Origin of the sequence: Ruegeria sp. HKCCSA071 (assembly GCF_017872555.1) — a bacterium.
Lineage (GTDB): Bacteria > Pseudomonadota > Alphaproteobacteria > Rhodobacterales > Rhodobacteraceae > Ruegeria.
Genome location: NZ_JAEDOX010000018.1, coordinates 36,908 through 49,135 on the forward strand (window position 1 = coordinate 36,908; position 12,228 = coordinate 49,135).

Genomic DNA, 12,228 nt, shown 5'->3' on the forward strand with positions numbered 1-12,228 from the left:
TCGCGTTGGAGTGGTTGGGCCCCGCTGAAGTCGAAGCGCTGAAGCTGTCGCTGCGCGTGTCATTCTGGGCGACGCTGGCGACCTTGCCGGTCGGGATTTTCGTGGCCTACATTCTGGCCCGCTGGCGGTTCCCCGGGCGGCAGGTTCTGAATGGTCTGGTGCATTTGCCTTTGATCCTGCCGCCGGTTGTGACGGGGTACCTGCTGTTGCTGACCTTCGGCGTTCAGGGACCGTTGGGGCGGTTTTTGGCCGAGTTCGGCATTGTGGTTGCCTTTCGCTGGACTGGGGCCGCGCTGGCCGCTGGTATCATGGCGTTTCCGCTGATGGTCCGGGCGATACGTCTGTCGATCGAGGCGGTGGACCCGAAGCTGGAACAGGCGGGGGCGACGCTGGGCGCGTCGCGGCCTATGGTGTTTCTGACCGTGACCTTGCCGATGATCCTGCCGGGTGTCATCGCCGGGGCCATTCTGGCCTTTGCAAAAGCCATGGGTGAGTTTGGGGCCACGATTACATTCGTGTCGAATATTCCGGGCCAGACGCAGACATTGCCATCGGCTGTATACGCCTTTTTGCAGGTGCCGGGGGGCGAGGCTGCTGCAACGCGGCTGGTCCTGATCTCGATCGTCATCGCCATGGGCGCGTTACTGCTGTCGGAATATGTGGGACGGCGCGCCGCAGCGCGGGTGGCCGGATCATGAGCCTGTCTGTTCGCTTGCATCATCAGCTACCGGGGATCGATCTGGAGGTCAGTTTTGACGCGCCACCCGGTGTGACTGTGCTGTTCGGGCGTTCCGGGTCGGGCAAGACCACGATTGTCAACGCGGTGGCCGGATTGCTGCGACCGCGCGCGGGCAGGGTGGCCGTGGATGACTGGGTGTTGATTGACACCGAACGCGGGCACTGGCTGCCGCCGCACCGGCGGCGGCTGGGCTATATCTTTCAGGAAGGGCGGTTGTTCCCGCATCTGACCGTTCGCCAGAACCTTGCCTATGGCCGCTGGTTCGCCTCCAAAAGCGCGCGGCGTGAAGACCCGGAAAAAGTCATCGAGATGCTGGGGATCGGCCACCTTCTGAACCGCCGTCCAGCCGGGTTGTCAGGGGGCGAGAAACAGCGCGTGTCGATAGGCAGGGCGTTGCTGGCCAGCCCGCGACTGATCCTTGCAGATGAACCGCTTGCGGCGCTGGACGAGGCCCGCAAGGCGGAGATCCTGCCCTATTTCGAGCGTCTCAGGGATGAGGTGTCTGTCCCGATCCTGTATGTTACCCACTCAGCCGACGAGGTGGCCCGTCTGGCCACATCGGTTGTCGCTTTGCAGGATGGCAGGGTCGTCCGCCATGGTCCCGCGTCCGAGGTTCTGTCCGATCCGTCCGTGGCGCCCGCAGGTGTGCGCGCGGTCGGGGCCGTGTTGGAAGTGCAGGTGCACCAGCACCACGCTGACGGGTTGACCGAGCTGAACGCAAATGGCGCGCGTCTGTTTCTGCCACGTATCGGGCAGGAGGTCGGCGCGCATCTGCGAATTCGCATTCCGGCGCAGGAGGTGATCCTGTCCGTCCAAAAGCCCGAGGGTCTGTCGGCATTGAACGTGCTCAGCGGGACGGTCGACTCGATCCGGTCGGGTGAAGGTCCCGGAGCGATCGTGTCGGTCAGGACACTGGCTGGGACTGTTCTGGCGCGGGTCACGCGCCGGTCAGTTGCGGCGTTGAACTTGCAGCCGGGCAGCACGTGCCATGCCGTGATCAAGACGGTTGCACTGGCCCCGCAGAATGTCGGTGGCCGCATCGGGACCGGCACCTGACCTCAGGCAAGTGCGCGGGCTTCGTGTTCCAGCAGGATAAGGCGCGCGGCGCGCCCAAACCCCTGATGGCCGGAGGAGGGACGGTCGGGAAATATTGCGGCCAGTTCCTGGAGCGCGTCGGATGAAAGGGTATGTAGCGCCTCTTCCCCCAGAAACAGGCTTTCCGCCTGTGCCCCATCCGCCGAGAGGATTTCGTGCCGATCCAGCAGGATGTGCAGATACTCGACCGTTTCAACCGAGGTATCGAACCCTATTCCGGGCCATCTGCTCAGGTGCTTGGCGGCTACCAGTGCTTCGGTGGTTCCGAAAAGCAGTTCGACCCGGGGGCCTTTCACCAGAATACGGTGCTGCTGAGACACCAGAAGATCCCGCGAGGGTGTGTTGGGTCCCAGACTGCCTGCCGAGATGCGAACGGGCCACATTGCGGGTTCGTCGCGTAATCGGTCGGGTGGGATCGTGCTGCTTTCGATCCAGCGAACAGGTTGCAACCCATGATCGGCTGTCGCCACCTTGTCCCCGACCTTCAGGGTCTCGATGGCGCGGGGGCCGTTTTCGGCCTCGATCAGGGTTCCGGCTACGAAACACACGCCTTCGATCCTGATGACCACCTCTACCGGGTCCGGAGAGCCGGTAAACGGAAGTGTAATCGGACCTGCTTGCGTTGTTCCCGAGACACTGATGAAGAAGGAATCAAAGACAACTTGACCATTGTCGAGGCTGTCGAAAAACGTCGGATCGACCGTATAGGTCCACTCTCCGGTATTTGGGTCGATCGTGGCTGTACCGTTGGCAGGGGGTGTCGCAATTGTCCAAGTTTGGGTGAGCGGTGTAAAGTTTCCGTTGTTCAGCGTGGGTTGCCCCATCGCCACATTGGGTGGGGACCCGGTCACGTTGCCGGTCAATTCACCTGTGATCGGAACTGAAACCAACTAGACCTCGCCTTGTTGCAGCATCCGTTCAAATTCCTTCTTTCGGTACAGGCGCATATGAACCTCGCCTGCATCGTCCCGCGTCCATTCGACAATCCGGTTGCGTGTCATGTCGCTGTCCATTCGGTTGGTGCGCACGCGCGGATGCGGGATCTCTTGCTTGAGGATATCAACAATCTGGCTGGTCTGTCCAAACGGCGCGACAAGGTCGATGATCCAGAAGGAAGACCCGCTGGTAAAATCCTTGTCTGTCAGTGACGTTTCTTTCACCGCATAGCGATATTCGGCGTCGGGGCTGAGACCGGCAAAAGTGACAAATCCGCGGGGAAAGCCATTTTGCCTGAAGATCTGGTATTGGCCCAGACGGAACGGGGTTTCGAACGCATAAAGAACTTGCGCAAGGTTACGTTTCTGGTGCGTTTTTGTCAGACCCGCGAGATAGAACATCGCCCCCAGATCCGCATATTTCTCGGGTGGGAAATCGAACCAGTCTTTTGGAAAACTCTTGTTCAACGGAACTGCCGATAGTTTGATGCGTTATTAATTCTTTCGGGTAGTGTACTTGTTTCCGGCGATATGAATAGTGGAATTTCCCCGGATAACTGCGCCGGCGCAGCTGGTGTGCCCCACTTTACTCGCAGGGTGTCGTGGTTATGCTATCGGTATTGGTGCCATTGTTTCGGGATATCTGGATCATGCGTTTTCTCAAGCCATTCATCGCTGCCACACTTGTTATGACGCCTGCGGTGTCCGGGGCCGTTGGGTTCGGCCTGTCAGTCCGGCCGCAGTTCCGAACCGAGATCACGCCCTTGCCGGACGGGGTTTACGAAGTAAAGGCTGTCGGTTCATCCGCGCCGGTCAATTATTGGTGCGGGATCGGAGATTATGCCATTCGCACACTGGGCGTTCCGAACTCGCAGAGGATCTATATCTGGCGGGCGTATGAACCCGGCGTGCGAACGGTGCAGTTTTCCATGACTCCGCCGCCGGGGGCCGATACCAAACCCGGCTATTCGATCACGGTCAAGAAAGTCGGAGCAAACATGTCGGCGGTGTCGGCGCAGAACTATTGCTACGACAATTTCATCATGGACACGTTCTGATCGTCAGACCCATTTTGCCATCGGCGGCAGGCTCATCAGAACGGCATCCGGGTCATGCCCGGTTTCCAGACCGAATTTTGTGCCCCGGTCATAGACAAGGTTGTATTCTGCATAAAGGCCGCGATGCACCAGTTGGGTGGTCTTGTCCGCCTCTGAGAAGTTCTGAACGCGGCGTCTTTCGACCAAGGGCAGGAAGGCGGGCAGAAAGGCCCTGCCGATGTCCTGTGTTAGGGCAAAATCCGCCTGCCAGTCACCGGTGCAATAGTCGTCCATGAAGATCCCGCCGACGCCGCGCGCGCGTTTGCGGTGAGGGATGTAGAAATACTCGTCAGCCCAGTCCTTGAGGCGCGGGTAATGGGCGGGTCCGTGCGGGTCAAGATGCGCCTTTTGCGTGGCGTGGAAATGCGCGGTGTCCTCGTCATACTCGATGCACGGGTTGAGATCCGAGCCGCCACCGAACCACCAGGCATGGGGTGTCCAGAACATGCGTGTGTTCATGTGGACCGCCGGGACATGGGGGTTCTGCATATGGGCCACAAGGCTGATACCCGACGCCCAGAAGCGCGGATCTTCGGTCATTCCGGGGATGCCCTTGCGCGCCGCCATCGCCTGTTGCGCCCGGTCGCCCAGCGTGCCGTAGACGGTCGAGACATTGACTCCGACCTTTTCAAACACACGCCCGCCGCGCATGACCGACATCAGCCCGCCGCCCGCGTCTGACCCATCGTCCGATTGGCGTTTGGTTTCCTTGACCTCGAACCGTCCGGGTGCGGCATCGGCAAACGGCCCGTCGGTGTGGCTGTCTTCAAGGGCTTCGAACGCTGCAACGATGTCATCGCGCAATTGGCGAAACCAGGCGGAGGCGGTAGATTTTTCTGTTTCGAACATGGGTCTTAATGTGCAGGGGCCGCGACCGGGTCAAGCAGGGTACGGCCACCATCGATTGTCAGGATCTGCCCGGTAACGAAACCAGCTGCATCAGACGCAAGATATTGCGCGGTTTCCGTCAGTTCCGTTGCCGAGGCGATACGGGCCAGGGGCGTATGCTTTTCGATATCGACGCGGTAATCGCGGTTGTCCTTGAGGGTCGATTGCAGCGATGCGCTCATGACCGAACCCAGCGCAATCGAGTTGACGCGAATCCGTTTCGGAGCCAGCGCAACCGCAAGGGACCGGGTCAGCTGATCCAGTGCAGCGGTCGAAACGGAATAGGCCATCAGATCGGGGTGGGTCCGCCGGGCCGCGATCGAGGACAGGTTGATGATCGTCCCCGCCGGGTTTTCGACATCGCCGTCGGCCTGTTTGATCATGCGATTTGCGACCAGCTGGCTGAGCCGCAAGGCGGGCATCAGGTTCTGGTTCAGCAGGGTGCGCATCGAATCGTCATCCGGATCCAGCGGATCAGACGGGATCACCTGTCGTGCGCCGTTGACCAGAATATCCACCTGGTCGAACGCATCCAGCGTCGCAGATAACAGGTTGGCAATGGTCAGCTTTTCGCGCAGATCACCCGCAAAGTACCGGATATTGCTGCCTTCGGCCTGTTCTCCAAGCTCGTCGATCAGGCGTTTTTCATCTATGTCGGCAAACATGACATTTGCGCCCGCATCCGCGAAATGCCGCCCGATGGCCAGGCCGATGCCATTGGCTCCGCCCGTTACGATTGCTGTCTTGCCAGCGATGGAAAAGGACATCCGAATCCTCCTGAATTTGGGCGCAGGTTAACGGGCCTTAACGCCGAGGGCGAGAGGCCTGGAACACCTTGAACCGGTTGTCGCCGGCAATTTCACCGACCTGAGCGAAATGTTCGTTCAGTGTAGCTTCGTAGGGAAGGTGCCGGTTGGCGACCATCCAAAGGGTTCCGTTGCGTGTCAGATTGCGGGCAGCAGAGGCTATGAACCCTTGCCCCAAGGCGGGATCCGCGCTGCGTGACGTGTGAAATGGCGGGTTCATCACAACGGTATCGATAGGTTCCGGAGCGGCCCAGGATACGGCATCGCTCCAGTGGAAATGCGCCTGGGATTGGGTGACGTTAAGCCGCGCGCAGGTCAGGGCTGCATGGTCTGCTTCGACCAGATGCAGCGAGGTTATCCCGCCGCGTTTCAGGATTTCCGCAGACAGATACCCCCATCCCGCACCCAGATCGGCCACGCAGGGACCAAGCCGGTCAGGCAGAGTCTTCAGCAGCAGGGCCGAGGCAGGATCAATGCCGTCGGCTGAAAACACACCCGGTGCTGTGTGGTATCCGTCAACCATCTGATGTTTCGGCGTGGCCCAGTCTGCAAAAGCCTGATCATCGGCCTGAAACCAGAAAATCTTGCCATGTGCTTTGGAAAGCGGTCCCTCGACCGGAACCCGCTTGCGCACATCCTTCAATATGCTGTCCACACCATCGGTCTTGGCACCGTCGATGACAATCAGGCCGCTCGCCCGCGCACAGGCCTGATGAATGAGCGACCGGGCCAGTGCCTTGGCGCGGGGCAGAAAGACAATGGCGTCCTGACAGGGGCCATCTGCGTCGGGCACCGTTTCAAAACCCTGCGCGGCGAAATGGTCGTGAAAGGGTTTGAAGGGCTGCACAACTTGTGCGCCGCCCGCCAGCGCAGACAGATCATGGTCGGGCGTGGGGCAGATCACACTAAGAGGGGGGGACAGCGTCAGGCCGTTTTGCAGGGCAAGTTCCAGACGAGGGGACATGGGCAATTCCGGCTGAGAGAGGCGCGCGCGTCAGGCCAAAGGCCTTACTCTTCGCGTTCCATTGTGCATTGCAAAGGGTGCTGGTGCCGGCGGGCAAAGTCCATCACCTGTCCAACTTTGGTCTCGGCGATCTCGTGGCTGAAAACCCCGACAACGGCCACGCCTTTCTTGTGAACGGTCAGCATGATCTCGAACGCCTGCGCATGGGTCATGCCGAAGAAACGTTCAAGCACATGCACCACAAACTCCATCGGTGTATAATCGTCGTTCAGCAACAGGACCTTGTACAAAGGCGGACGCTTGGTTTTTGGGCGTGTCTGTACCAGGACGGACGCGTCACTGTCGTCGTCCGGCTTGTCAGACATCATCCAGGTCAATTCAAGCATCGTGTGCAACTGTCCGATTCAGGCTTGGGGTTTATCTTGGCGCTTATATAACGTGTGCATGGCCGGTGAAAAGAGCAAGCGGACGTAAACAGGATGACGACCAAGCTGACGACAATCGGGTTCGATGCAGACGACACCCTTTGGCATAACGAACGGTTTTTTCAGCTGACGCAGGCTCGTTTTGCTGAACTCTTGGCCGATCATGCCAATCGTGATCACCTGATGGAGCGACTTCTTGCGGCTGAAAAGCGCAACATTCAGCACTATGGGTATGGCATCAAGGGATTTGTCCTGTCGATGATCGAGACGGCGATCGAAGTTACCGAAAGCCGCGTTCCGGCCTGGGTCATCCGGCAGCTGATCGAAGCGGGGCAAGAGATGCTGGCCCATCCCATCGAGTTGTTGCCCCATGCCCGCGAGGCCGTCGAAGGCGTTGCCGATGCGTATCGGGTCATTTTGATCACCAAGGGTGATCTGATCGATCAGGAGCGCAAACTGGCCCAGTCCGGGCTGGGTGATCTGTTCGATGGTGTGGAAATCGTTTCCGAAAAGACCCCCGAAACCTATCGGTTCGTATTCGACCGTCATGGTGATGGCCCGACTGCCGCAATGATGGTCGGCAATTCCATGCGGTCAGATGTCGTTGCCCCGATTCAGGCCGGGTGCTGGGGTGTCTACGTGCCCCACGGTCTGGTCTGGGAGGTGGAACATGCCGAAGCCCCTGTCGACAGCCCCCGATTCCGCGAGTTGAGAGATTTGGGCGATCTGACCGATCTGCTGGGCAACCTGAAGTGATGTTGCCTTTTCGCCTCAGTTTCACATAAACCCTGCCGCATCCTGACGCAGTTTCGCCTTTTTCGCGCATTTGGTGGTTCTGAGGGGGAATTTCGCAAGATATAGCCTCAGCCCAGAAGCAAATCGAAACCGCGAAAACCTCAGCTTTCGGTTTATTTCATTGGGTCGCTGTGATAGCCTTGAGGACAATAAAATAATTTTTGCTGACCGGGAAATCCCGGCAGCGCGAGGCAGACAGAGGCAAAGATCGTGCAGATTCGGCGGACAGTTCCGGCCCGAATGGGCTTTTTCCTTATAGCGTTGCTATGTGTGCTGGCGTTTGCGCCGCTCAGGTCAATGGCGGCGCCTTACGCAGCTATGGTGATCGACGCCCGAACTGGCGAGGTGCTGCATTCACGAAATGCGGATGCGCGGCTGCACCCGGCCTCGCTGACCAAGATGATGACGCTCTACATCGCGTTTGAGGCGGTGCGAAACGGAGAGATCACACTGGACACACCCGTTCGGATTACCCAGAAGGCGGCGGCCGAGCCTCCGTCGAAGCTGGGCCTGCGCGCGGGCCAGACGATTGCGTTCCGCTACCTGATCCGCGCCGCTGCGGTAAAATCGGCCAACGACGCGGCCACGGCGATCGGCATTGCCATCAGTGGCTCGGAAGCGGCCTTTGCCCGCCGTATGACCCGAACCGCCAAAGCGATGGGCATGAGCCGCACGACCTTCAAGAATGCGCATGGTCTGACTGAGGCAGGGCACCTGTCCAGCGCGCGTGACATGACCACGCTGGGACGGCATCTGCTGTATGATTACCCGCAGTATTATAACCTGTTCTCGCGCCAATCGACGGATGCCGGTATCAAGACTGTTCCCAACACCAACCGCCGCCTGCTGGCGGCCTATAAAGGTGCGGACGGAATAAAGACCGGATACACACGTGCGGCGGGGTTCAACCTGGTGGCGTCGGCCAAACGCAAGGATGAGCGTATTATTGCAACTGTCTTTGGTGGTAAATCCGGGGCGTCGCGCAATGCCAAGGTTGCGGAATTGCTGGATTTGGGGTTTCGCCGTGCCCCGTCTCGTGCACCTATCCGCAAACCTGAGCGCCCGGTCTACGCGGGCAATGTCGGGTTGGGGGGCGATACCCAAGTTGCAGCGCTGAGCGGAGCACCGAAATCCAGCCTGCGCCCGCTTGGGCGCCCGAGTGCCACAACACAGGTTGCAAGTGCGGTCGCGGTCGTGGCGGACCAGAACAGCGACCGTATCAGCAGCGGTATTGCTGCGGCGATTGCCGAAGCGGATGTTGCCCCAACCGCCCCGCCGGTTGAAACATCCGACACCCGCCCGGCATTGCGCCCGGACAATCTGGTGCTGGCCTCGACCGAGCCCGCCAGCCCACCAGAGCCCGAGCAGGAAGTGATTACCCGCCTGTCCTCGTCCGGTGGGCATCTGTGGGGGGTCAACGTGGGCCGCTACACCACACGATATGAGGCTGAGAAGATCCTGCTGAAAACGGCGCTGTCGGAGATGACCACGCTGGATGGCAGTCTGCGCAAGGTCAGTCAGAGCTCGCGCGGCTTTGATGCGACATTCCAGGGCATGACGCGGGAACAGGCCGATCTGGCGTGTCGCCGTCTGCAAGCCCGCAATGTCACCTGTTTCATGATCGGGCCATCATAAGGTCCGGCATATTCTCTCCTGTTGGGTCTGGGCTGCGGTCATCCGCGGCCCTTTTTTAATCGAAGACGTGACCGTGCTGATATTGTTCGTCCTGTCCCGCGGCGGCGGTCAGGGCGGCGACATTGTCCTTGGTGAAGAACCCGTCATACTTGTGACACCGCTCGATATATTCAGTGATCAGCAGCGTGTTCTTCGAGTGTTTCGAGAAGATCTGTTTCAGGTTCGGGTCGTCTTTGCATTCGCCCACCACATGGGCCAGGAACGGCACGCCCTTGTCCTTAAGCGTGTTCACGACAAAGTCGACATTCTTTTCCCCGGCGCCATGGTCGCCATCCTTGATCTCGACGGCCATGTGATGCAGGCGCCGGCCAAAATTGCGCACAAAATCCTCGGTCGGCATCGGCAGCTTGGCGAATGAGTTGACGAAGGACGGCGTGTTGTTGGCGGTGAAAACCTTGGCCGGAGATTTCTTGTCATCGTCCACATTGGCGTTGCGGTTCACATTGGTGGACGAGTTCATGTCGAAGATGTTGTAGGCCCCCCAGAAATAGTAGGGCACCATGGTCAGGAATTCGAGGATCGCATCCTCGCGCTCACCCGCCAGCACGCGCGTCGCCAGATGATCGATGCCCAGCATCAAGGGCGCTATTTTGCTGTCCGATCCGAACGCGGCTGCCTGATCCAGCCGCGCTTGTTCCGCGTCGCTCAATAACACGCGATCACCAAGGCCCAGGCTGTCTGTGTCGTTGAAATCAAGTGTCGAATACCCGACCCGGTTACAGGTGAAATCCGACGGGGTCGTAAAGCGGAAGCCGTCCAATGTGTAGAACGGGTTTTCGGTATCTCCGGCATATTCGAAGCGGATATTCTGATCCTCAAGCGTCCCGGTCAGCGCCTTCAGATCACTGGCTGCGAAAACCTCGCCAACATACCGCGTTTGCGGCGTGTTGCGGGCCAGCGGGTACATGCGATTGATGCGGGGAATGAAGTCTTCGAAACCCGGGCTGAGCGGGGCCATCACGATCAGCGCGGGATAGTCGGGATGCGAATGCAGGACCGAAAATTTGTGGGTCTGCCCCAGATAGCTGGCTGTGTGGCGATAGGGTGTCATTACGTAAAGTTCGACCAGCGTATCGAACAGCGCGTCGGTTTCGACCTGCATACAGATTGCGCGCATTGGCCCGACCTGATCGGCGATGCCCGAGCTTGTCCGGCGCTCGTAGATTTTCGGCAGGTATTCCGCGAAGAAGTCCGAGTTCTTCTTGTCGCCCCGGGGTTGATAGGACATCAGATCAAAGGACATTCGACTACCTCCTTGCGCGACACCCCAACCGGGGCGAGCGATCGTTTGAAATTGTAGGTTTCAGAACATGTGCTTGCCCGTCATGCTAGGCGCTGAGACCTGTACGGGCAACAACTGAGAAACTGGGCACGAAGGTTTAGAGCTGCACGCTCAGTGATCTTCGTTCGGCACTACCAATTTTCGCATAGAATCAGAGCCGGTATTTCTGACAAACGCACCTTAGTTTCCATTCCGGTAGCATAGTTGTTCCCCGAAAAGCCGGTCACGATCTGTAGGGTTGGAACTGCCCAAGCCTCAACAGCTAGCACTCGAAAACAGACCAGCGATCAACACATCGGGGACAAAGGGAGAATTCGCTGCGTTTTGCGCCAAGGTCTGCGTTATTTGATAACAGGCCGCATGTTTGCGGCCGGTCTTTCAGTTATACTGATCTTCGAGGGTATGTTCAGATCGGTTCCGCTTCTCCGGCGGGTTAGAATGTTCAGCCGGTCTCACCGAATCCTTTTGGTACTGGCAGGTCGGGCAAGGCAGCAGCACGTTTCTGCAAGGCCCGTCCGATAACCACGCGGCTGATTTCCGTCGTCCCGTCCACGATCCGCAGCATTTGTGCAAGACGGGACAAACGATCCAGACCATAAGGCTGCAAAAGCCCCATGCCGCCCAACACTTGCGTGCAGGTGTTCGCAGCCTTCACTGCGGCATCCGGCACAAACCGTTTGGCATGAGCGGCCATCAGGGGACCCTCAGACGTGCCAAGCGCCTCTGCTGCCTTTCGGTAGAGAAGCTTGGAGGCTTCAAGATCGGTCGCAACCTCGCCCAGCATCCACTGGATCCCGTCCAGATCGAGGTTCTTACCACCAAACATCTTGCGGTTCTTGGAATAAGACAGCGCCGTATCCAAGGCAGCTTGCATCAATCCGCAGCATCCTGACGCAATCGAAACGCGGGCGATATCGATCGCCATGAGTGAACCTTGCAGACCTTGGCCGATGGGCAGGATGATGTTGTCTTCACTAACAACGACTTTGTCCATGTACATCTCGGCCAGAGGCAGGAAGTTGTAGGACGGGGTGTCGTACAGCGGACCAAAGCTGAGGCCCGGAGTGTCAGCGGGAATGGCGATCATCGCCATATCCTTGTGGCCGGGTGCGTCACTGGTTTTGACCACGGTGAAATAGATATCAGCCTCGGTCGCCAGGCTGACCCATGCCTTCGCGCCGCTGATCGTCCAAGTGCCGTCACCATTGATGGTGGCGCGGCTGTACATGTTCATCGGGTCAGAGCCGGATTGCGGTTCGGTCAGCGCAAAGTTCGCCAGTTTGCGGCCCGACGTCAGATCCCGCGCCCATTTTTCCTTGAAGGCATCGGTGCCATAGCCGCAGCCCGCGAAGGTACAGATGTTATGCATCGACAAGGCAAAGGCATAGGCACCATCGCCCAGTCCCAGTTGTTCGTAGACCTGAATGCCTTCTGAAAGTGGCAAGCCCTGGCCGCCAAATTCTTCAGGGGCGTATAGCCCCGTCAGGCCAGCGGCCCCGGCCTTGTC

At 59.0% G+C, this 12,228-nt stretch carries 13 protein-coding genes; 5 read left to right on the forward strand and 8 right to left on the reverse strand.

Annotated elements, in window-relative coordinates; genetic code table 11:
* The first annotated feature begins 5 nt into the window (after nucleotides 1-5).
* Together modB and modC are read left to right on the forward strand one after the other, a co-directional pair.
* Entirely contained in the window at nucleotides 6-698 is a 693-nt protein-coding gene (modB, locus tag I9188_RS19150; RefSeq protein ID WP_209507842.1) for a molybdate ABC transporter permease subunit, read from the forward strand.
* Entirely contained in the window at nucleotides 695-1,795 is a 1,101-nt protein-coding gene (gene modC / locus I9188_RS19155; RefSeq protein WP_209507840.1) for a molybdenum ABC transporter ATP-binding protein, read from the forward strand. The genes modB and modC overlap by 4 nt, the downstream gene beginning before the upstream one ends.
* A gap of 2 nt (nucleotides 1,796-1,797) precedes the next feature.
* Here modC and I9188_RS19160 read toward each other — a convergent pair whose 3' ends face one another.
* Together I9188_RS19160 and I9188_RS19165 are read right to left on the reverse strand one after the other, a co-directional pair.
* Nucleotides 1,798-2,724, reverse strand: coding sequence for a Hint domain-containing protein (locus I9188_RS19160; protein ID WP_209507838.1), 927 nt, complete (start codon nucleotides 2,722-2,724; stop codon nucleotides 1,798-1,800).
* Entirely contained in the window at nucleotides 2,725-3,237 is a 513-nt protein-coding gene (locus tag I9188_RS19165; RefSeq protein ID WP_209507836.1) for a toxin-activating lysine-acyltransferase, read from the reverse strand.
* Between the two features lie 140 nt (nucleotides 3,238-3,377).
* On the opposite strand from I9188_RS19165, the gene I9188_RS19170 reads away from it, so the two are divergent.
* Nucleotides 3,378-3,827, forward strand: coding sequence for a hypothetical protein (locus I9188_RS19170; protein WP_245220724.1), 450 nt, complete (start codon nucleotides 3,378-3,380; stop codon nucleotides 3,825-3,827).
* 3 nt (nucleotides 3,828-3,830) lie between these two features.
* On the opposite strand, the gene hemF is transcribed toward I9188_RS19170, so the two are convergent.
* Genes hemF through clpS form a run of 4 tightly spaced genes read right to left on the reverse strand, consistent with a single transcriptional unit; the run spans nucleotide 3,831 to nucleotide 6,910 of the window.
* A complete protein-coding gene (gene hemF / locus I9188_RS19175; RefSeq protein ID WP_209507834.1) occupies nucleotides 3,831-4,715 on the reverse strand; it encodes an oxygen-dependent coproporphyrinogen oxidase in 885 nt (294 codons plus the stop codon).
* A gap of 5 nt (nucleotides 4,716-4,720) precedes the next feature.
* Entirely contained in the window at nucleotides 4,721-5,521 is an 801-nt protein-coding gene (locus I9188_RS19180) for an SDR family oxidoreductase (protein ID WP_209507832.1), read from the reverse strand.
* Nucleotides 5,522-5,558: 37 nt separating this feature from the next.
* Entirely contained in the window at nucleotides 5,559-6,524 is a 966-nt protein-coding gene (locus tag I9188_RS19185; protein ID WP_209507829.1) for a class I SAM-dependent methyltransferase, read from the reverse strand.
* Between the two features lie 44 nt (nucleotides 6,525-6,568).
* On the reverse strand, nucleotides 6,569-6,910 hold the full coding sequence (gene clpS / locus I9188_RS19190; protein ID WP_209507827.1) for an ATP-dependent Clp protease adapter ClpS: 342 nt from the start codon (nucleotides 6,908-6,910) through the stop codon (nucleotides 6,569-6,571).
* Nucleotides 6,911-7,003: 93 nt separating this feature from the next.
* On the opposite strand from clpS, the gene I9188_RS19195 reads away from it, so the two are divergent.
* On the forward strand, nucleotides 7,004-7,705 hold the full coding sequence (locus I9188_RS19195; protein WP_209507825.1) for an HAD family hydrolase: 702 nt from the start codon (nucleotides 7,004-7,006) through the stop codon (nucleotides 7,703-7,705).
* Between the two features lie 279 nt (nucleotides 7,706-7,984).
* Nucleotides 7,985-9,379 carry a D-alanyl-D-alanine carboxypeptidase family protein gene (locus I9188_RS19200; protein ID WP_209507823.1) on the forward strand — a complete coding sequence of 465 codons (1,395 nt, stop codon included), beginning with the start codon at nucleotides 7,985-7,987 and terminating at the stop codon, nucleotides 9,377-9,379.
* Nucleotides 9,380-9,434: 55 nt separating this feature from the next.
* Here the strand turns inward: I9188_RS19200 and I9188_RS19205 are convergent, their stop codons facing one another.
* Both I9188_RS19205 and I9188_RS19210 read right to left on the reverse strand, forming a co-directional pair.
* Entirely contained in the window at nucleotides 9,435-10,682 is a 1,248-nt protein-coding gene (locus tag I9188_RS19205; RefSeq protein WP_209507821.1) for a hypothetical protein, read from the reverse strand.
* A 481-nt stretch (nucleotides 10,683-11,163) separates the two neighbouring features.
* Nucleotides 11,164-12,228 (reverse strand): acyl-CoA dehydrogenase family protein (locus I9188_RS19210; protein ID WP_209599721.1); only part of this gene is annotated, 1,065 nt, incomplete at its 5' end.